Origin of the sequence: Vogesella margarita, from assembly GCF_028548475.1 — a bacterium.
Classification (GTDB): Bacteria; Pseudomonadota; Gammaproteobacteria; order Burkholderiales; family Chromobacteriaceae; genus Vogesella; species Vogesella margarita.
On sequence record NZ_JAQQLE010000012.1, the window covers coordinates 1 to 20,407 of the forward strand.

The window sequence follows — 20,407 nt, forward strand, 5'->3', positions numbered from 1 at the left end:
GCTTCGCGCAGGAAACCGATGATCTGTTCTTCGGTGAAACGCTTCTTCATGTCCAATCTCCGTGTCATGGTGAATTGGACTCTAAAGTCACGTGCTACTCAATACCGGGGGGACGTCGCACCTTACCCTGCTGGAGGCGCTGTCGCGGCAATTGGCGTTTGGCAGTGTCGACGAGTTCTACTATCTGGCGCGCACCATCCTGATCAAGGACGAAAAGTATTACGACCGTTTCGACCCGGTGTTCGGCCACTGCTTCAATGGTCTGTCGCTGGAGCTGGAAGATCTGCAGACCGCGATCCCGGAGGACTGGCTACGCAAGCAGGTGGAAAAATTCCTTTCCGATGAAGAAAAGCGGCAGCTACAGGCACTGGGCTGGGACAAGCTGATGCAGACGCTGCGTGAACGCCTTGCTGAACAGAAGGAGCGGCATCAGGGCGGTAACAAGTGGATCGGTACCGGCGGTACCAGTCCGTTTGGCGCCTATGGCTACCATCCGGTAGGGTATCCGCATCGGGCAGCAGGAATCGCGCCACCGGCGTGCGGTCAAGGTGTGGGATCAGCGCGAGTTCCGCAATCTCGACGACCAGATTGAACTGGGTACGCGCAACATCAAGGTCGCCTTGCGTCGGCTGCGCCAGTTCGCGCGCGAAGGCGCCGCCGAGGTGCTGGATCTGGATGCCACCATCGCCGCGACCGCGCGCAAGGCCGGTTTCCTCGATCTGCAAATGGTGCCGGAGCTGCACAATACGGTGAAGCTGCTGGTGCTGTTCGATGTTGGCGGCTCGATGGACGACCACATCCGTGCCTGCGAGGAGCTGTTCTCGGCGGTGCGCAGCGAATTCAAGCATCTGGAGTATTACTACTTCCACAATTGCGTCTACGAAGGGGTGTGGAGAGACAATGCCCGCCGCCACGGCCAGAAATTGTCGACGCTGGAGCTGATCCACACCTTTGGCAGCGACTACAAGCTGATCCTCGTCGGCGATGCCAGCATGAGCCCGTACGAGATCGTCTACCCTGGCGGCAGTGTCGAGCACATGAACGAGGAGTCCGGCGAGGTGTGGCTGCGCCGCCTGCTGGCACAGTTCAGTCGCGCGGTGTGGCTGAATCCGGTGCCACAGGATCACTGGTGCTACACACAGTCCATCGGCCTGATCCGGCAGCTGCTGCAAGAGCGCATGTATCCGTTGACGCTGGAAGGCATCGACAGCGCGATGCGCCAGTTACGCCACGGCGTCAGCTAGCATCGCCGCTTGCGGCCAACGTTTTCTCGATGCGCCGCGCAAACACCGCCATTTCCTTCGCGGCCTGCTTGTCGCCGCGCTGCTCGGCCACCGCGATGCCGTCGCGGTAAGCCTGTAGCGCTTGTTGCGGCTCGCCACCGGCCTGCAAGGCCTTGCCCAGCAATTTCCACGCCGCGGAATAGTCGTGCTGGAAGGCCAGTGCCGCCCTCGCCTCGCGAATCGCCTGTGGCCACTGCTCCAGCCGGGCGTACTCATTGGCCAGGCCAAAGCGCAACAGTGCGCCGTCACGTGGGCCGTCAATCAGTTTTTGCAAGCGTTGCAGGGCTTCGTCATTCATGTGGGGGGACTCCGAATACGTTCCGCCGGCTATCGCGGCGGCTAGGGTTTCATGTTATAAACTGGCGCCATCGTTGATTGTCGACATTTGCAACATAGACCTATTGCTATGTGCCGGCGCCTGTCGCTAGACTGACTAAAAGTCATATTATTGAAAGGAAAGCCATTCATGTTGCGTAATTTCCTTTCGTCATGCCAGTCGCGGCGCTGGCCGGTTCTGTTGCTGGGGGCGCTGCTGGGCTTGCCAACGGCGGTCGATGCGGCGTGCACCCGGTTAGTAGCCTCCGGCAATCCCGAGTATCCTCCCTTTTTGTGGCAAGACCCGAACAACGACAGCAAGCTGATCGGTACCAATGCCGAACTGATGCAAATGGTGTCACGCGAGATCGGTATCCCGATTGAAGTGCGCTATGTCGGGCCGTGGGGCCGGGTGCAGGAAAGTGCACGTAACGGTCGTATCGATCTGATTGCCGGTGCCTTCCTGACGCAGCCGCGGCTGGCCTACCTGCGCTATCTGCAACCGGTGATCCGTGATACGCAGACCCTGATCTGGACCCGTCAGCAACACCCGTTGCAATACCAGCGCTGGGAAGACCTGCAGGGGAAGGAAGGCATCACGGTGGTCAACAACAGTTTTGGCCAGGCTTTCGACCAGTTTGCTGCGGCCAACCTCAAGTTGCAGCAGGTTGGCAGCGTCAAGAATGCACTGCAGATGCTGAGCCTGGGGCGTGCCGACTACCTGATCTACGAGGATGCGCCGGGTCTGGCCTATGCCTCCAGTCTCAACGTCAAGGGTTTGCGTGCGTCCACGGTGCCGGTCAGCCGCGAAAAGCTGTACCTGACGATGGCGCTGGCCTCCGCCTGCAATAACGAGCAGCTGGCGGAACGCCTGTCGCGGGCGATGAAAAAACTCAGCGAGGAGCGGGTGATGGACGCGCTGGTGGAGAAATACCTGCGCGTGTGGCAAGCGCAAAACAGTGCCGCACGCCGGCCTGGCTGAGAGACGCCGGTAAACGGCAGGCGTCAGTGTCGAATTGGCGCCGTTGCGGCCAACCTTTGCGCTCACGTCTCACCCGCTCAAAAAAGAAGCCCCGCTCATGAGCGGGGCTTCTTGCTTTCGGGCAAAGCGGCGGGAGCCGCTTGAGCCTTAGGCTTTTACGGTGTCAGCCACATCCTGATAATCTTGGATCTGGTTGAAGTTGAGGTACTGGTACACCTCGGCGCCACTTTCGTTGATGATGCCGATGTTGGCCTTGTATTCCTCGACGGTCGGGATCTTGCCCAGCTTGGAGCAGATCGCGGCCAGTTCGGCCGAGCCGAGATACACGTTGGTGTTCTTGCCCAGACGGTTCGGGAAGTTACGGGTCGAGGTCGACATCACGGTCGCGCCTTCACGTACCTGTGCTTGGTTACCCATGCACAGAGAGCAGCCCGGCATTTCGGTGCGGGCACCGGCCATGCCGAACACGCCGTAGTGGCCTTCCTTGGTCAGCTGTTGCGCGTCCATCTTGGTCGGCGGGGCAACCCACAGCTTGACCGGCAGGTCGCGCTTGCCTTCCAGCAGCTTGGAGGCGGCACGGAAGTGACCGATGTTGGTCATGCAGGAGCCGATGAACACTTCGTCGATCGGGGTGCCGGCAACTTCGGACATGAACTTCACGTCGTCCGGATCGTTCGGGCAGGCTACGATCGGCTCTTTCACGTCGGCCAGATCGATCTCGATCACGGCGGCGTATTCGGCGTCGGCGTCGGCCTTCAGCAGTTCACCGTTGGCGATCCACTCTTCCATCTTCTTGATGCGACGCTCAAGGGTGTGGGCGTCCTGATAGCCTTCGGCGATCATGTACTTCATCAGGGTGATGTTGGACTGCATGTACTCAACGATCGGTGCCTTGTTCAGGTGCACGGTGCAGCCGGCGGCGGAGCGTTCGGCGGAGGCGTCGGACAACTCGAAAGCCTGTTCCACTTTCAGGTCAGGCAGACCTTCGATTTCCAGTACCTTGCCGGAGAAGATGTTCTTCTTGCCGGCCTTGGCTACGGTCAGCAGGCCTTGCTTGATCGCGTACAGCGGAATGGCATTCACCAGATCGCGCAGGGTCACGCCCGGCTGCAGTTCGCCCTTGAAGCGCACCAGTACCGATTCCGGCATGTCCAGCGGCATCACGCCGGTGGCAGCGGCAAAGGCTACCAGGCCGGAACCTGCCGGGAAGGAAATGCCGATCGGGAAGCGGGTGTGCGAGTCGCCACCGGTACCGACGGTATCCGGCAGCAGTAGGCGGTTCAGCCAGCTGTGGATCACGCCGTCGCCCGGGCGCAGTGCCACGCCGCCACGGGTGGAGATGAAGGCCGGCAGCTCTTTGTGCATCTTCACGTCCACCGGCTTAGGATAAGCGGCGGTGTGGCAGAAGGACTGCATTACCAGATCGGCGGAGAAGCCCAGACAAGCCAGGTCTTTCAGCTCGTCGCGGGTCATCGGGCCGGTGGTGTCCTGCGAGCCAACGGTGGTCATCTTCGGTTCGCAGTAGGTGCCTGGGCGCACGCCCTGGCCCTCCGGCAGGCCACAGGCGCGGCCAACCATTTTCTGTGCCAGCGAGAAGCCCTTGCCGGAGTTGGCCGGGTCTTTCGGCAGGCGGAATTCGGTGGACGCAGGCAGGCCCAGCGCTTCGCGTGCCTTGGCGGTCAGGCCGCGGCCAATGATCAGGTTGATACGGCCGCCGGCGCGCACTTCGTCCAGCAGCACGTCGGATTTCAGGCTGAATTTTTCAACCAGCTGGCCGTCTTTCTCGATCTTGCCTTCGTACGGGTAGATGTCGATCACGTCGCCCATTTCCAGTTTGGAAACGTCAACCTCGATCGGCAGCGAGCCGGAGTCTTCCTGGGTGTTGAAGAAGATCGGGGCGATCTTGCCACCCAGGGTCACGCCGCCGAAACGCTTGTTCGGTACGAACGGGATGTCCTGGCCGGTAGCCCATACCACGGAGTTGGTAGCGGATTTACGGGAAGAACCGGTACCCACTACGTCACCCACGTAGGCCACCAGGTTGCCTTTTTTCTTCAGGTCTTCGATGAACTGCATCGGGCCGCGCTTGCCGTCTTCTTCCGGCTTGAACGCCGCGTCCGGACGGGTGTTTTTCAGCATCGCCAGGTAGTGCATCGGGATGTCGGGGCGGGACCAGGCGTCCGGTGCTGGCGACAGGTCGTCGGTGTTGGTTTCACCTGGTACCTTGAACACGGTCACGGTGATTTTCTGCGCTACTTCCGGACGGCTGGTGAACCACTCGGCGTCGGCCCAGCTTTGCAGCACGGCCTTGGCATTGGCGTTACCGCCTTCGGCCAGCACTTGCACGTCGTGGAAAAAATCAAATACCAGCAGGGTTTTCTTCAGGCCTTCGGCGGCGATGGCACCAACCTGGGCGTCGCCCAGCAGGTCGATCATCGGCTTGACGTTGTAACCGCCCAGCATGGTGCCCAGCAGTTGAGTGGCGGTTTCGCGCGAAACCAGCGGCGACTTCACGCTGCCTTCGGCGACGGCAGCCAGGAACGAAGCTTTCACCTTGGCGGCGTCGTCGACACCCGGTGGTACGCGGTGAGTGATCAGCTCGACCAGGGCCTCTTCTTCGCCTGCCGGCGGGTTTTTCAGCAGTTCAACCAGTTCTTCAACCTGTTTGGCGGTCAGCGGCAGTGGTGGAATGCCCAGTGCGGCGCGTTCTGCGACATGTTGGCGGTAAGCTTCTAGCATGGCTTGGGACCTTTTTGCTGGGGTTATGTGCAAGTTAGTCTGTCGACAGCGGGTGAATGTCTGCCGGCAACCACCCGGCCGCATCGTGACGATGGCAGCCGGTCGGGATGGTGAAAGATTACGCCGTTCCGCAGGTGAGCACAAACGAGTAATCGCAACATTGCCTGTGAGATATAATCACACCATGAATGCCTACCCTCCCCTTAACGGATTGCGTATTTTCGAGACGGCAGCAAGGCTGGAAAGCTTTTCTGCCGCGGCCAACGAGCTGCATGTGACCCACGGTGCTGTGAGCAAGCAGATCAAGCAGCTGGAAGACTGGCTGGGCGTGCAGCTGTTCGAGCGCACCGGCGGCCGCGTCAAGCTGACCGACACCGGCTGGCGCTATCTGGTGCAGGTGCAGGACGGTCTGGACCTGATTGCCAACGCCACCTCGCAGCTGCTGCAGCCGGACCGCCAGCGCCGCCTGTCGATCAACTCGACACCGACCTTCGCCATGTACTGGCTGCTGCCGCGGCTGGCCGATTTCCGTGCCCGCCATCCGGATATCGACCTGCACATCGTCACCTCCGATCGCGACATCAGCCGGCTGGATACGCCGTTCGACATCGCGATCCGCCGTGGCCCCGGCGACTGGCCCGGCCACCTTGCCAAGCCCTTCCTGGAAGAGTGGGAGCTGCCGCTGTGCCATCCCGCGCTGCTGAAAAAGACACCGCTCACCAGCCCGGCCGACCTCGCGCAGCACACCCTGCTGTACGCCGACACGCGGCCAACGGCGTGGCAGCGCTGGCTGACGCTGGCGGCGGTGCCGGAGCTGAAGCCGGCCAGTCGCCTGCACTTCGACCGCTTTTCGCTGGCGCTGCAGGCGGCGCTGGACGGGCTGGGCGTGGTGCTGGGGCCGCTGCCGATGGCGCAGCGCGAGATCGACGCCGGCCGGCTGGTGGCGCCGCTGTCGCTGCCGATTGTGCCGGTGCGGGATTACTGCTGGATTGCGCCGCGCGCCGCGATCGACGATACCGCCATCAATGCCTTCTGCCAGTGGCTGGAGCAGCAGGCTGTCATGCATCAATAAATGTGCGGATTACCGATTGACAGCCACCGGCGGCGGTCGTCTATGCTGGGGCACACTGTGTAACGGGTACCGACTATGCTTTTCGACATGTGTCACCTGACGGTCTGCCTGGTGGAGCCTTCGCGGGCGCAAGGACAGATCATCCAGCATCACCTGCAGGAACTGGGTATCGAACGAATCGATCGCGTCGAGAGCGGCGCCGAGGCGCTGGCACGCATCCACCTGGCGCCCATGCCGGACATCGTGATCAGCGCGATGTACTTGCCGGACATGACCGGCGCCGAGCTGGTGATGGCGATGCGCGGCGACGAGCGGGTGCGCGAGATGCCGTTCGTGCTGGTTTCCAGCGAAACGCGGCCGCAGCAGCTGGATGCGATCCGCCAGGCCGGCGCGATGGCGATCCTGCCCAAGCCGTTTACCCCGGCGCAGCTGGACAAGGCGATCAGCAGTTCGCTCGATTATCTCAATGTCGAAGATACCCGCAGCGAACTGGAGTCGCTGGACCTGTACGCGAAGAAGCTCCTGCTGGTCGACGACAGCACCGTGTCGCGCAGCTTCATGCGCAGCGTGCTGGAGCGCTTCGGCTTTTGCGAGATCACCGAGGCCGACAACGGCCGCAGCGCAGTCGGCCTGCTGGCGGCCGGCAATTATTTCGATCTGATCATTACCGACTACAACATGCCGGAGATGGACGGCCGCGAGCTGATCGAGCACATCCGCACCAGCAGCCAGCTGGTTTCGGTGCCCATCCTGATGGTGTCCGGCGAGCAGGACGAGCAAAGGTTGGCCGCAGTCGAAGAAGCTGGCGTGTCCGCCATTTGTGACAAGCCGTTCGACATCGGCACCCTGAAAAGCCTGATCAGCCAGTTCCTGTAACGGAGACGGCTCACCCGCGCTACCAGCATGCCGGCAGAGGGTGCCGAGCTCAGCGTGGCGGCACCCACACCAGACGTTCAGCGCCGCCGGCTGCCTGGCGGCGCCAGTATCCTTCCTTGCCGTACGCTGCGGACTGTACCAGTTCGCCATCCCATGACAACAGGCGCGCCGGCAGCTCGCCACGGCGCAAGGCGTCGGCCTGCTCCGCCGGGCTGATGGCAGCGGCCAGCTGGCAACGCGGCTGCGTCAGTAGCGCCAGATGGTTGAACAGACTCAGCAGGGCCGCGCGCCACGGCTGCACCGCCGGGATGTCCGGCAATTGCAGGCTGTCACCGCCGCGCAGAGTCAGTGCCAGCACCTCGGCGTTCTGCTGCCACCAAGCGCTGTTTCCCTGTGCAAAGCCGGCGGCCAGCACCAGCACCTGCCAGGCGCCCTCCTCGTCTGTCCGCACATATGCGCCGCAACCATCCGGCAGCGGTATGAAGCACGCCGCCAGCGGCAGGGTCGGCGCTGGTGGCAGCGCCTTGGGCGGGTGCGTTGCCGCCAGTGCGGTGCCCAGTGCCGCATCGCACTGCAGCAACTGGCGGGCGTGGCGCACGAAGTGGCCATAGGCCTGGGCCAGCAGCCCTTCGGCCTCCTGGCGGGCCACATCCTGCCCTGCACCGCCGGGCGCCGCCTGCAAGGTGCGGAGCAGCAAGGCGTCGCAGTCGGCGACGGCAGTCTTGCCGCCATGTTCAAACAGATGCGCCACCCGCTTGGCCCATGGCCGGCTGGCAGCATAACGAACAGGATGGAACGGAACAGTCACGGGGTGGCTCCGGAAAAAGGCGCGATTGTAGCGGAAAGCCGCGCCGCCACGAACCCGCATTGTGATGTCATCTGAAAGCGGGTAAGCTCATCGTTGCGCTGAAAGTTGCTTGCAATGCTAGGCGCGGACGCCTGCGCACTGGCTGTGCAGGTATCCTTCCCTTGTTTTACCAAGTGCTTTGTGGCCGGCCTCGCGCCGGCTTTTTTTCGCGTGGCGGATGCCGGATTCAGGGAGCAAGCGATGACGACTCTGGGCTTTGTCGGACTGGGGCTAATGGGGGTGCCGATGTGCCGGCGCCTGCTGGCGGCCGGGCATCCGCTGACGGTATGGAATCGTTCTGCCGCCAAGGCTGACAGCCTGCGCACCGCGGGTGCCCGCGTTGCGGCCAACCTTGGCGAGCTGGCGCGCGGCAGCGACATCGTCATGCTGTGCCTGGCCAATGACGAGGCGGTGCAGGCGGTGTGGCAGGCGGAAGACGGCATCCGCGCGCAGCTGCGCCCCGGCCAGCTGCTGGTCGATTTCTCCAGTACGTCGCCAGCGCTGACCCGGCAACTCGCACAGCAGGCGGCCGAGCGCGGCGCCGCCTGGGTCGATGCACCGGTGTCCGGTGGCGTGCGCGGCGCGGAAAACGGCACGCTGGTGATCATGGCTGGCGGCGAAGCGCAGGATGTCGCTCGCCTGCAGCCCGTTGCCGCCTGCCTGTCGCAGCGGCTGAGCCATATCGGTGGCCACGGTGCCGGACAAGTCGCCAAGGTCTGCAACCAGCTGATCGTGGCCAGTAACGCGATGCTGATCGCCGAAACGGTGCAGCTGGCGGAGACGGCCGGTATCGACGCCAGCCTGTTGCCGGCGGCGCTGGCCGGCGGCTTCGCCGATTCGCTGCCCTTCCAGATCCTGGCGCCGCGCATGGCGCAACGCCAGTTCCAGCCGCTGCAGTGGAAGGTGGCAACCTTGCTCAAGGACCTTGGCAATGCCCGCCAGCTGGCGGCCGAGCACGGCGCTGCCCTGCCCCTGGCCAGCCTCGCAGCCGGTTTGATGGCGGCCCATGCCGATGCCGGCTACGCCGAGCAGGACCTGAGCACGGTGATTGCCTGCTATCTGCCCGATGGTGAGAATCGCTGAGATGCCGCGTTTTGCCGCCAACCTGTCGCTGCTGTTTACCGAGCTGCCGCTGCCGGCGCGTTTTGCCGCCGCCGCTGCCGCCGGTTTTGACGCGGTCGAAATCCAGTTTCCCTACGACTATCCGGCGCCGCTGCTGCGTGATGCTGCCGACGCGGCCGCGGTCGACATCATCCTGATCAATCTGCCAGCCGGTGACCTGATGACCGGCGGTTACGGCCTGGCCAGTCACCCGGCGCGTACCGAGTCATTCCGTGACGCGCTGGCCGAGGGCGAACACTACGCGCAGGTGCTGGGTGTGCAGATGGTCAATGTGCTGGCCGGGCGTTTCGATCCGCAGCAAGACGCGATGCTGACGCGACAGACCCTTGCGGCCAACCTTGCGCTGGCGGGCGAGCGGCTGGCGGTGCACGGCATTCGCGTCACCTGCGAAGCGATCAACGCCCTGGACATGCCCGGCTTTGTGACAAGCACGCCGGCCGAGTTGGCCGCAGTGCTGGCCGAGGCGGCGCACCCCAATGTCGGCATGCAGCTGGATCTTTACCACTTGGCGCGAATGCGGCTGGATCTTGCCGCCACGCTGACGCACTACCTGCCACAGACCGGACACATCCAGTTTGCCGACTGCCCGGGTCGCCACGAGCCTGGCACCGGCGAGCTGCCGCTGGCGCAAATCTTTGCCTTGCTGGACGAGCTTGGCTATACCGGATGGTGCGCCGCCGAGTACAAACCGGCTACCAGCACGCCGGATAGCCTGAGTTGGCTGGCTTCCTGGCGCTGATTTTTTCGGTTGCTGCAGTGCACCACAATTAAAAATCAGCTACTTGCCGCTGCTCTTCGCAGAAAACGCTTGCCAAGCGTAATTAATTTCCATAGAATGCGCCCTTTCCTGATTTGCTGAGCGGAAACACCCGCGCCGCCAGCTTCCACGATTTCATCGTATCTGACCGTTTTTGGCTTCGTTTCTCGCCTCGTCCTTTCCGTTCGGACTGCAGTTCGCCGCTTTGTCAGGTTGGTTCGATGACCTGTAACCCTTAGCGGGCTAACGCACCGGCCATAAGCCGGACTGAAAGGATCACCATGCATTTCTCCGATCTCGGACTCCCAGAACCTATCGTTCAAGCACTGACCAAATCCGGCTACGAAAGCCCGACCGACGTCCAGGCTGAAGCCATTCCTGCCGCCCTGCTGGGTAAGGATCTGCTGGTATCGGCACAAACCGGTAGCGGCAAGACCGCGGCCTTCCTGCTGCCTGCCCTGACCAAGATGGGCGAGCGCTCCAAAGGCTCCGGCAATGGCCCGCGCGTTCTGGTGCTGACCCCGACCCGCGAACTGGCCTCCCAGGTAGAAAAGAACGCCCAGGTTTACGGCGAACACCTGCGCTGGTTGCGTACCGTGACGCTGGTCGGCGGCGCCTCCTTCGGCTTCCAGACCCGCGCGCTGTCGCGTCCGGTCGACATCATCGTCGCCACCCCGGGCCGCCTGATGGATCACATGCGCTCCGGCCGTGTTGACTTCTCCCGCCTGGAAATGCTGATTCTGGACGAAGCCGACCGCATGCTGGACATGGGCTTCATCGAAGACATCGAAACCATCGTTGCCGCCACCCCGGCCGAGCGCCAGACCCTGCTGTTCTCCGCCACGCTGGACGGTACCGTTGGCCGCATGGCAGAGAAGATGACCCGCTCGCCACAGCGCATCGAGATTGCCCGCAAGGAAGACGGCGGCAGCATCGAAGAACACCTGCTCTACGCCGACGACAATGCCCACAAGGCCCGTCTGCTGGACGCCATCCTGAAAGAATCCGACTTCGAACAGGCGGTTGTATTCAGCGCCACCAAGATCGGTTCCGAAGAAATCGCCGACAAGCTGTCTGACATGGGCTACTCCGCCGCCTGCCTGCATGGCGACATGCCGCAGAACTGGCGTAACCGTACCCTGAACGACCTGCGTCGCGGTCGCATCAAGATCCTTGTTGCCACCGATGTGGCCGCCCGCGGTATCGACGTGCCGGCCATCGGCCTGGTGGTGAACTACGACCTGCCAAAACAGGCGGAAGACTACGTGCACCGTATCGGTCGTACCGGTCGTGCCGGCCGTAGCGGCGTGGCGATCACCATCGCCGAATCGCGCGAATTCCACCGCGTGCGCCGTATCGAGCAGTACATCAAGCGCTCGCTGACCGAAGCCGTGATCCCTGGCCTGGAACCGACCCGTCGTCCGCCAAAAGGCCGTCCGGCTGGTGCCCGCAACAACGGCCCGCGTCGCGGCAATGGCGGCGGCTACGGCGATCGCAAGCCGGGTAGCGGTGGCGGTTACGCCGGTCGCAGCAGCAGCGGCCCACGCCGCAGCGGCAGTGGCGGCGGCAGCAGCTACAGCGGTAGCCGTGCTCCGCGTGCCGAATAAGGCAATATGAAAAAACCCCGATGCCTGCATCGGGGTTTTTTTCATTTGCGGCCAACCTTGGTTACCGCTGGGCTAGCGGTATGGCCTCAGTGGCGCGCAACGACCGACTTGTCGGAGTACATCTTGCGGTCGGCCACGCGCAGCAGCAGCTCCGGCTCGTCGCCATCGTCCGGGTACAGTGCCACTCCGATGCTGGCGGAGACGCGATACAGTGCACCCTCGTCGCGCACCGGCCGGTCGATGGCCATCTCTACCTTGCGCGCCAGCATCGCCAATGCCTGATCGTCGCTGACCTGCGGAATCAGCAGCACGAACTCGTCGCCACCGACCCGCGCCACGGTGTCGGAACGACGCAAGAGCGCCATCAGCCGGTCGGCCACGGTCTGCAACACCTTGTCGCCGGCGGCGTGGCCGTAGCGGTCATTGACCTGCTTGAAGCGGTCCAGATCGACGAACATCACCGCAAAACGCTGACGCAGTCGTTCGGCGCGGCGGATCTCCTGCCCCAGTCGGTCGAACAGCAGGGTACGGTTGATACAGCCGGTCAGCGCATCGTGCGAGGCCTGGTACTGGATCAGCTGCTGCGATTCCTTGGCTTCGGTGACATCCATCAGCACGCCGAACAGCAGCGGCTCGCCGTCGCGCTCCACCACCTGTGCGCGCAGCGCCAGCCAGCCGTAGCCGTGTTCGCCGTGGCGCAGGCGCACCTCCAGCGCCAGCGGCGTGCGATGCTGCATGCTGTGCTGCAAGGCGTCGCGCCAGTGCTGGCGATCCGGTACCAGCATCCGTCGCTCGACCTCCACCAGTGGCAACAGCGGGCTCGGCTCGACATCCAGCAAACGACAGGCCTCTTGCGACAGGCTGACCTGGCCGTCCTGCGGCATGTAACTCCAGTGCCCCAGGCGGGCCACCTGCCCCGCCAGTCGCAGCCAGCCCAGCTGCTCTTCCATCGCCTGCTGGGTCTGCATTGCCTCGTCGGCGGACTGCTTGCGCTCCACCACGACCGCCGTCCAGCGCGCCAGATGCTGCACGAATTCGGTATCGGCACTGGAAAACGGCGTCCGCGGGCTGGCGGCGAAGAAAGCCAGCGTGCCGAAGATGCGACCCTGCACCAGCAGCGGCACGCCGATATAGGCACGGAAGCGGAATTCGCGGTAACAGGCACTGTCGGCCAGTGTCGTTTCCAGCACGTCGGGCAGGCACAGCAGCTGGCCGTTCTGTAGTGTGCGCTCGCAATAGGTAAGGTCCAGCGGCAAGGATTTGCCACGACTCAGGCTCTCGCCGGCGTGGCAGGCAATGATTTCCAGCTGTGTGCCCTTACGCTGTGCGACAAAGGCGACTTCCATGCCCAGCGCGGCCGCACCGGCGGCCAGTGCGCCGTCCAGCCGGTGCAGGCGGTCTCTTTCGCCGGAGGCGGCCAGGTCGGACAGAATTTGCAGGTAGTGTTCGCGCTGGCGGCGCTTCTGCTCCTGTTCGTGCCAGTCCTGTAGCGGCACGAGGCGATAGGCGGTCAGGGTATTTGCCTGCGGACCAGGCAGCAGACCGAACAGGCGCGACTCCAGCAGGCAAGGCAACATGTCCGCCGGTAGTGGCGCACCCTGCCATGCATCTGGCGTGACCACCGGCAGCACCATGTTGATATTCACCGCGCTGCCAAGCAGTTGCCGGGCCGCGGGATTGCAGGCGTGCAGCCGCTGCCGCACGTCAAGAACCAGCCAGGGGGCTGTCGCTGTCCGCAATAGTGCCAGCAGACCATCATCAAGCACGTTCTGCATATCCGTAACCCGGTAAAAAGTTCGGGCATATTACGGATATGTCATATTTATGACAAGCGATCTATGTCAGGGACAGCAGTAGCCGTATCAATAGTGTTGCAAATAGTGCGGCGACGGCGTCGTCCAGCATCACGCCGAAGCCGCCGTGCACGTGACGATCCAGCCAGCGTATCGGCCACGGCTTGACGATGTCGAACAGGCGGAAGGCGGCAAAAGCCAGCGCCCACCACAGCGGCGTGGCCGGCACCCAGGCCAGTACCAGCAGCATCGCCACGATCTCGTCCCACACGATGTGGCCGGAATCGGCCACGCCCAGTGCACGACCGGTGACGTCGCACAGCCAGATACCAAGCAGGAACAGCGGCAGTGTCAGCAGCGCCAGCGCCCCGCCGCTGATACCCAGCCACAGCAAGAGCGCGGCCAGTGGCAAGGCCGCCAGCGTGCCCCAAGTGCCAGGCGCCGGCGTGATCAGGCCGCTGCCAAAGCCCAGTGCCAGAAAGTGCGCCGGTCGCGCGAGCAGGAAGGCACGATCCGGTTTATGCGAAGTGGTCATAGCCCAGCCTTTCCAGGGTCACGGCCGCGCCCTGCCCGTTCAGTAGCCGCAAGCCTGGCTCGGCCACGATGCGGCCAACCTTGGTCACCGCCACGCCGGCCTGTCGCGCCGCCGCCAGTACCGCGTCGGCTCGTGCCGGGCTGGCGGTGAAGCACAGCTCGTAGTCGTCGCCGCCGGCGGCGATGCAGGACAAAAGCTGTGCGCGGGCGCCGTGCAGCGCCGGATGGGTCGGCAAGGCGTCCAGCCAGACCTCGGCACCACAGGCGGAGCGGTCGAGAATATGGTGCAGGTCCGCGGCAAAACCGTCGGAAATATCCAGCGCAGCGTGGGCGATGCCGAGCAAGGCGCGGCCGAGTGCCACCCGTGGCTGTGGCCACTCCAGCTGCCGACGACACTCGGGCGGCAGGGCCAGGTCCAGGCGGCCGAGGCGCTGTTGCAGCGCGGCGGCGGCCAACCCCAGTTCGCCGGATACCCAGATGTCGTCGCCGGCCTGCGCCGCATCGCGTCGCAGCGCCTGACCTTGCGGCGTTTCGCCGAAGATGGTCACCGACAGCGTCAGCGGGCCGCGCGTGGTGTCGCCGCCGATGACGCTGACACCGTGCTGCGCCGCCAGCCCGAAAAAGCCGCGCGCAAAGGCTTCCACCCAGGCGCCGTCCAGTTGCGGCAGCGCCAGTGCCAGCACCGCCCAGCGCGGCGTGGCGCCCATCGCTGCCATGTCGGACAGGTTGACCGCCAGCGTCTTGTGTCCCAGCGCCTCGGGATCGACATCGGGGAAGAAGTGGCGCCCGGCCACCAGCATGTCCACCGACACGTGCAGGTCGTGGCCGGGGCTGGGGCGCACGATGGCGGCGTCGTCGCCGACGCCGAGCACGGCGTTTGGTGTCGCCTGGGTAAAGTGGCGGCGGATCAGTTCGAATTCATTCATGGCGTGACAAATAAAAACACCCGCCGTAGCGGGTGTGATATGGAAGCGGACCGCGCTCAGGCACCCTGGCGGCGGCTGCGGATGGCCTGCACTTCGTCGGCGCGCACGTCGGCGGCAAACTTGTCCAGCACGCCGTTGACGAACTTGTGGCCGTCGGTGCCGCCGAAGGTCTTGGCGATCTCGATGGCTTCGTTGATGATCACCGGGTACGGCGTCTGCGGGTGCGAGCACAGCTCGAAGGCGGCCATCAGCATGATGGCGCGCTCGACCGGGCTGACTTCCTGCTCGTCGCGGTCGTAGTACGGTTGCAGGCGCTTGGACAGGTCGGTCACGTCGCGCAGCACGCCGAACAGGATTTCACGGAACAGCGCTTCGTCGGCCTTGACGAAGTAGTCATTCTCGCGCAGGTGTTTTTCGATTAGCGACGCGGGTCGGTCAGCATTCAGCTGCCACTCGTAGATGCCCTGGACAGCGTATTCGCGGGCACGGCGGCGTGCGGTTTTCATGTACGGCTTCCTTTATTTAAAGAACAGGCGCGGCTCAGCCACGCAGGGTCTTGTGCAGATTGACCATTTCGACCGCCACCTGCGCGGCTTCGCGCCCCTTCACCGTCATGCGTACCTCGGCTTGCTCGTCGGTTTCGGTGGTCAGAATGGCATTGGCGATCGGGATGTCGAAATCGAGACCGACACGGGTAACGCCCGCGCCGGATTCGTTGGATACCAGCTCGAAGTGATAGGTCTCGCCGCGGATCACCGCGCCCAGTGCGATCAGTGCGTCAAAGCGGCCGGACTTGGCCATGGTTTGCAGCACCAGCGGCGCTTCCAGCGCGCCCGGCACCGTGGCCAGGGTGATGTCGGCCGGGTTCACGCCCAGCGCCACCAGCTCGGACAAGCACGCATCGCGCAGACCGTGGCACACCACCTCGTTGAAGCGGCCCATGACGACGCCGATTTTCAGGCCGTTGGCAGACAGGTCGGGGGCAATACGGTTTACTTGGTCCAGCATCCGGTTCTCCTTGCGGCGAAAGCCAATCACGAAAAGGGGCGTATTTTAATCCAAATCGACGTGCACGTGTTCAGGTTGGGCAAAGCCGGTGACTTCCAGCCCGAAACCGGTCATCGACGGCAGGTTGATCGGCGAGGCCATCAGCTTCATCTTGCCCACGCCCAGCGCGCGCAGCATCTGCGCGCCGATGCCGAAGGTCTTGCTGTCCCAGCGCTGGCGGACGGTATTTTCTACCTGTTCCGGCAGCGCGCGCGCCAGGATGTCGGCGCCGGATTCCGGGCGGTGCAGCAGGATCACCACGCCGCAGCCCTTCTCCGCGATTTCTTCCAGCGCGTTAGGGATGGTCCAGCTGTGCTTGCCGCCCATCGGGTCGAGCAGGTCCATCACCGACAGCGGCTCGTGCACGCGCACCAGCGTTTCGGCGTCGGCGGAGGGTTGGCCGCAAACCAGCGCCAGGTGCGTTGCCTTGGTCAGTACGTCCTGGAACACGTGCAGCTGGAAGGCGCCGAACGGTGTTTCCGCCAGACGTTGGCCGACTTCCTCGACAAAGCACTCGGTACGGCTGCGGTAGTGGATCAGGTCGGCGATGGTGCCGACCTTGAGGCCGTGTTCCTTGGCAAACTCCAGCAGCTCCGGCAGGCGCGCCATGGTGCCGTCGTCGTTCATGATCTCGCAGATCACCGACGCCGGTTCCAGCCCGGCCAGGCGCGACAGGTCGCAGCCGGCCTCGGTATGGCCGGCGCGCACCAGCACGCCGCCCTTTTGCGCCTTCAGCGGGAACACGTGGCCGGGCTGCACGATGTCGGTCGGCCGCGCGTCGCGCGCCACCGCCACCAGCGTGGTGTGGGCGCGGTCGGCGGCGGAAATGCCGGTGGTGACGCCCTCGGCGGCCTCGATCGACACGGTGAAATTGGTGCCGAAACTGGTGCCGTTGTTGGTCGCCATCATCGGCAGGTTCAGTTGCTTGCAACGCTCTTCGGTCAGCGTCAGGCAGATCAGGCCACGGCCGAACTTGGCCATGAAATTGATCGCCTCCGGCGTCACGTGTTCGGCGGCCATAACCAGGTCGCCTTCGTTTTCGCGGTCTTCGGCGTCCATCAGAACCACCATCTTGCCGGCCTTGATGTCGGCGATAATTTCTTGAACCGGGGAAATGCTCATGCTGTGTTCTCCCGCACGCCCTGCGTGCCAGACTTGCTGCAACATTCATGCGCGGACGGGGTGCGCCCGCGCGCCTGTAATCTAGTTTATTGCGGCCAACGTTGGCCGCAGCGCGTCATGCGCGTGCCGCCAGTACTCGCTCCACGGTGTCGACAATGGCCTGGGTCTGCGGGTCGATCTCGATGTTGACGATATCGCCGGCCTTGCGCACGCCCATCAGCGTGCGCTGCAGCGTTTCCGGGATCAGGTGCACGCAGAAGGTGTCGCCCTGTACGTCGCCTACGGTCAGGCTGCAGCCGTCAATACCGATATAGCCCTTCTTCAGCACGTACTTCCCCAGTTCCGCCGGCAGACGAAACCACACGGTGCGGTTGTCCGGGCTGCTGATCACCTCGGTCACGGCGGCGGTGGCCATGATGTGGCCGGACATCGCGTGGCCGCCGATGTCGTCGCCGAACTTCGCCGCGCGCTCGACGTTGACCCGGTCGCCGACCTGCAGCGCACCAAGGTTGGTCAGGCGCAGGGTCTCGGCCATCAGATCGAAGCTGACCTCCTCGCCGTCGATGCGGGTGACCGTCAGGCAGCAGCCGTTGTGCGCCACCGAGGCGCCGATCTGCAGGCCGGGCAGCAGCTCGGCCGGCAGTGCCAGCCGGTGGCTGCGGAATGCGGTTTTTTCTTCGATGGCGACGATGCGCGCCATGCCTTGCACAATGCCGGTGAACATGGTTTTGCCTTCATTTCAGGACAAACGATCATCGATTGTACCGCGTTGCAGCGCAAAATCCGACCTCGCTGCCAGCAAGGTTGGCCGCAGGAGCGTATACCGGCGCGCAAAAGCCGGCCGAAATCCAGTACAATCGCCTGTTTTTCCGAATCTTTACCTGACGAGCATCCATGTCCGCCGAACTGACCCGCATTGCCGAAGAAGTTGCCAAACGCCGCACCTTCGCCATCATTTCCCACCCCGACGCCGGTAAAACCACGCTGACCGAAAAGCTGCTGCTGTTCTCGGGCGCGATCCAGATGGCCGGTACCGTCAAGGGCAAGAAAGGCGGCAAGTTCGCCACTTCCGACTGGATGGAAATCGAGAAGCAGCGCGGCATCTCGGTCGCGTCGTCGGTGATGCAGTTCGAGTACCGTGACCACACGGTGAACCTGCTGGACACCCCGGGTCACCAGGACTTCTCCGAGGATACCTACCGCGTGCTGACCGCGGTGGACAGCGCGCTGATGGTGATCGACGCCGCCAAGGGCGTGGAAGAGCAGACCATCAAGCTGCTCAACGTCTGCCGCCTGCGCAACACCCCTATCGTCACCTTCATGAACAAGTACGACCGTGAAGTGCGTGATTCGCTGGAGCTGCTGGACGAAGTCGAAAGCGTGCTGAAGATCCGCTGCGCGCCGATCACCTGGCCGATCGGCATGGGCAAGGCCTTCCGCGGTGTGTACAGCCTGCTGTCCGACGAGGTGATCCTGTTCGAAGCCGGTAGCGAGAAGTTGATCAGCGACATCGAGATCATCAAGGGCATCGACAACCCGCGTCTGGACGAGCTGTTTCCGCTGGAAATGGAACAGCTGCGCATGGAGATCGAACTGGTCAAGGGCGCGTCTAACGAGTGGAACCTGGACGAGTTCCTGGCCGGCGAACTGACGCCGGTGTTCTTCGGCTCTGCGATCAACAACTTCGGCGTGCGCGAGATCCTGGACGCGCTGATCAACTGGGCGCCGGCGCCGCAGCACCGCGACGCCACCGTGCGCGACGTGGCACCGACCGAGGGCAAGTTCTCCGGCTTCGTGTTCAAGATCCAGGCCAATATGGACCCGAAACACCGCGACCGTATCGCCTTCCTGCGTGTGTGCTCCGGCAAGTTCGAACGCGGCATGAAGATGAAGCACCTGCGCCTGAACCGTGACATTGCCGCCTCCAGCGTGGTGACCTTCATGTCGCACGACCGCGAGATCGTGGAAGAGGCGTTCGCCGGCGACATCATCGGCATCCCCAACCACGGCAACATCCAGATCGGCGACAGCTTCTCCTCCGGCGAAGAGCTGACCTTCACCGGCATCCCGTTCTTCGCGCCGGAGATGTTCCGCAGCGTGCGTATCAAGAACCCGCTGAAGCTGAAGCAGCTGCAAAAAGGCCTGCAACAGCTGGGCGAAGAAGGTGCGGTACAGGTGTTCAAGCCGCACAGCGGCGGCGACCTGATCCTGGGCGCGGTGGGCGTGCTGCAGTTCGAGGTGGTGGCTTCAAGGTTGGCCGCAGAGTACGGCGTGGACGCCGTGTTCGAGTCGTCCAATATCTGGTCGGCGCGCTGGTTCAGCTGCGACAACCGCAAGAAGCTGGACGAATTCAGCGACGCGCTGGCGATGAACATCGCCACCGATGCCGGCGGCAACCTCGCCTACCTCGCGCCCAACCGCGTCAACCTGGCGCTGACGCAGGAACGCTGGCCGGACATCGTGTTCCACGAAACGCGTGAACACGCGGTGAAACTGAACGATTGATGACGGGGAGTGCACTGATGCCCGCCTGGCTCGTCTCGCTGTTCAATAGCTACGGTTCGGACTTCTTCCGCTCCGCGGTGCTGGTTGTGGTGCTGCTGCTGGTTTACGGCAGCATCGTGCGCACCATTGCAGCCAACCCGCGGGTGCCGGTGGATACCCGCCGCCGCTGGATGATCAACATCCGCAACGCGATGATCATCATCGGGCTGGCCGGCTTCGTCACCATCTGGGCGCGCGAGCTGCAGACCATCGCACTGTCGATGGTGGCGTTCACCGCGGCGCTGGTGGTGGCCACCAAGGAGCTGCTGATGTGCCTGGGCGGCGGGCTGGTGCGCTCGATGTCGGGCAGCTACGAGCTGGGCGACATCATCGAGATCGGTGCCATTCGCGGCCGGGTGATGGACATCACCATGCTTAGCACCACCGTGATCGAAATCGGCCCGCGCCACGACGCACACCAGGCCACCGGCCGCTCGCTGAACTTCCCCAACAGCCTGCTGCTGAGCCAGCCGGTGGCGCGCGAGAACTTCACCGGCGACTACGTGATGCACATCATCACCATCCCGTTGCCGTACAGCGTGCGTCCGGCCAGGGCAGAGCGTCTGCTGCAGGAGATCGCCAACGAGGCCTGCGCGCCGCACCTGGAAGGCGCCCGCCGCCACATGGCGATGCTGGAAAGCAAGCTGCTGATGGACACGCCGTCGGTGGAACCACGCATTTCGCTGCAGCCGGCCAGCGAGAAGGAGTACCGCCTGATCGCCCGCATCGCGCTGCCGCCGCGTGAACGACAGCGCATCGAGCAGGCCATCCTGCACCGCTTCATGTTCGAGTGCTTCCCGGAAGCCGAACCGCACACGGCGGCATCCGCCGCGGACTGACC

At 63.8% G+C, this 20,407-nt stretch carries 20 protein-coding genes; 10 read left to right on the forward strand and 10 right to left on the reverse strand.

Features of this window, described 5'->3' with window-relative positions; genetic code table 11:
- Positions 1-91 precede the first annotated feature (91 nt).
- Positions 92-592: a hypothetical protein gene (locus PQU96_RS12760; RefSeq protein WP_272772775.1), complete on the forward strand. Its 501-nt coding sequence runs from the start codon at positions 92-94 to the stop codon at positions 590-592.
- Complete coding sequence (locus PQU96_RS12765; protein ID WP_272772776.1) at positions 549-1,244, forward strand: VWA domain-containing protein; 696 nt, start codon at positions 549-551, stop codon at positions 1,242-1,244. The genes PQU96_RS12760 and PQU96_RS12765 overlap by 44 nt, the downstream gene beginning before the upstream one ends.
- On the opposite strand, the gene PQU96_RS12770 is transcribed toward PQU96_RS12765, so the two are convergent.
- Positions 1,237-1,581, reverse strand: coding sequence for a hypothetical protein (locus PQU96_RS12770; protein ID WP_272772777.1), 345 nt, complete (start codon positions 1,579-1,581; stop codon positions 1,237-1,239). The two genes, PQU96_RS12765 and PQU96_RS12770, sit on opposite strands and share 8 nt — an antisense overlap.
- A 168-nt stretch (positions 1,582-1,749) precedes the next feature.
- On the opposite strand from PQU96_RS12770, the gene PQU96_RS12775 reads away from it, so the two are divergent.
- Positions 1,750-2,580, forward strand: a complete 831-nt coding sequence (locus tag PQU96_RS12775) for a substrate-binding periplasmic protein (RefSeq protein WP_272772778.1) — start codon at positions 1,750-1,752, stop codon at positions 2,578-2,580.
- Between the two features lie 147 nt (positions 2,581-2,727).
- Here PQU96_RS12775 and acnB read toward each other — a convergent pair whose 3' ends face one another.
- Entirely contained in the window at positions 2,728-5,319 is a 2,592-nt protein-coding gene (gene acnB, locus PQU96_RS12780; RefSeq protein ID WP_272772779.1) for a bifunctional aconitate hydratase 2/2-methylisocitrate dehydratase, read from the reverse strand.
- A gap of 184 nt (positions 5,320-5,503) precedes the next feature.
- On the opposite strand from acnB, the gene gcvA reads away from it, so the two are divergent.
- Both gcvA and PQU96_RS12790 read left to right on the forward strand, forming a co-directional pair.
- Positions 5,504-6,391, forward strand: coding sequence for a transcriptional regulator GcvA (gene gcvA / locus PQU96_RS12785; RefSeq protein WP_272772780.1), 888 nt, complete (start codon positions 5,504-5,506; stop codon positions 6,389-6,391).
- 75 nt (positions 6,392-6,466) lie between these two features.
- On the forward strand, positions 6,467-7,267 hold the full coding sequence (locus tag PQU96_RS12790) for a response regulator (RefSeq protein ID WP_272772781.1): 801 nt from the start codon (positions 6,467-6,469) through the stop codon (positions 7,265-7,267).
- Positions 7,268-7,316: 49 nt separating this feature from the next.
- Here PQU96_RS12790 and PQU96_RS12795 read toward each other — a convergent pair whose 3' ends face one another.
- A complete protein-coding gene (locus tag PQU96_RS12795; protein ID WP_272772782.1) occupies positions 7,317-8,075 on the reverse strand; it encodes a hypothetical protein in 759 nt (252 codons plus the stop codon).
- 240 nt (positions 8,076-8,315) lie between these two features.
- Between PQU96_RS12795 and PQU96_RS12800 the strand changes: the two genes are divergently transcribed.
- The 3 genes from PQU96_RS12800 to PQU96_RS12810 all read left to right on the forward strand — a co-directional run bounded on the left by PQU96_RS12800 (position 8,316) and on the right by PQU96_RS12810 (position 11,600).
- Positions 8,316-9,197: an NAD(P)-dependent oxidoreductase gene (locus PQU96_RS12800; protein WP_272772783.1), complete on the forward strand. Its 882-nt coding sequence runs from the start codon at positions 8,316-8,318 to the stop codon at positions 9,195-9,197.
- Position 9,198: 1 nt separating this feature from the next.
- Positions 9,199-9,975 carry a hydroxypyruvate isomerase family protein gene (locus PQU96_RS12805; protein ID WP_272772784.1) on the forward strand — a complete coding sequence of 259 codons (777 nt, stop codon included), beginning with the start codon at positions 9,199-9,201 and terminating at the stop codon, positions 9,973-9,975.
- Between the two features lie 299 nt (positions 9,976-10,274).
- Complete coding sequence (locus PQU96_RS12810; RefSeq protein ID WP_272764819.1) at positions 10,275-11,600, forward strand: DEAD/DEAH box helicase; 1,326 nt, start codon at positions 10,275-10,277, stop codon at positions 11,598-11,600.
- Positions 11,601-11,686: 86 nt separating this feature from the next.
- Here the strand turns inward: PQU96_RS12810 and PQU96_RS12815 are convergent, their stop codons facing one another.
- The 7 genes from PQU96_RS12815 to PQU96_RS12845 all read right to left on the reverse strand — a co-directional run bounded on the left by PQU96_RS12815 (position 11,687) and on the right by PQU96_RS12845 (position 17,746).
- Entirely contained in the window at positions 11,687-13,375 is a 1,689-nt protein-coding gene (locus PQU96_RS12815; protein WP_272772785.1) for a sensor domain-containing protein, read from the reverse strand.
- Positions 13,376-13,436: 61 nt separating this feature from the next.
- Positions 13,437-13,928: a phosphatidylglycerophosphatase A family protein gene (locus tag PQU96_RS12820; RefSeq protein ID WP_272772786.1), complete on the reverse strand. Its 492-nt coding sequence runs from the start codon at positions 13,926-13,928 to the stop codon at positions 13,437-13,439.
- Entirely contained in the window at positions 13,912-14,853 is a 942-nt protein-coding gene (gene thiL / locus PQU96_RS12825) for a thiamine-phosphate kinase (RefSeq protein WP_272772787.1), read from the reverse strand. Before thiL ends, PQU96_RS12820 begins: the two co-directional genes overlap by 17 nt.
- Before the next feature lie 56 nt (positions 14,854-14,909).
- On the reverse strand, positions 14,910-15,359 hold the full coding sequence (gene nusB / locus PQU96_RS12830; RefSeq protein WP_272772788.1) for a transcription antitermination factor NusB: 450 nt from the start codon (positions 15,357-15,359) through the stop codon (positions 14,910-14,912).
- A gap of 34 nt (positions 15,360-15,393) precedes the next feature.
- Positions 15,394-15,861 (reverse strand): 6,7-dimethyl-8-ribityllumazine synthase, encoded by a 468-nt coding sequence (ribH, locus tag PQU96_RS12835; protein WP_272772789.1) that lies wholly within the window; start codon positions 15,859-15,861, stop codon positions 15,394-15,396.
- Positions 15,862-15,906: 45 nt separating this feature from the next.
- Positions 15,907-17,067, reverse strand: a complete 1,161-nt coding sequence (gene ribBA / locus PQU96_RS12840) for a bifunctional 3,4-dihydroxy-2-butanone-4-phosphate synthase/GTP cyclohydrolase II (RefSeq protein ID WP_272772790.1) — start codon at positions 17,065-17,067, stop codon at positions 15,907-15,909.
- Between the two features lie 70 nt (positions 17,068-17,137).
- Positions 17,138-17,746: a riboflavin synthase subunit alpha gene (locus PQU96_RS12845; protein ID WP_272772791.1), complete on the reverse strand. Its 609-nt coding sequence runs from the start codon at positions 17,744-17,746 to the stop codon at positions 17,138-17,140.
- Positions 17,747-17,916: 170 nt separating this feature from the next.
- Between PQU96_RS12845 and PQU96_RS12850 the strand changes: the two genes are divergently transcribed.
- Together PQU96_RS12850 and PQU96_RS12855 are read left to right on the forward strand one after the other, a co-directional pair.
- The gene (locus tag PQU96_RS12850) at positions 17,917-19,527 is read left to right on the forward strand and encodes a peptide chain release factor 3 (protein WP_272772793.1); all 1,611 of its coding nucleotides are present in this window, start codon (positions 17,917-17,919) and stop codon (positions 19,525-19,527) included.
- Between the two features lie 17 nt (positions 19,528-19,544).
- Complete coding sequence (locus PQU96_RS12855; protein ID WP_272772794.1) at positions 19,545-20,405, forward strand: mechanosensitive ion channel family protein; 861 nt, start codon at positions 19,545-19,547, stop codon at positions 20,403-20,405.
- Positions 20,406-20,407 lie beyond the last annotated feature (2 nt).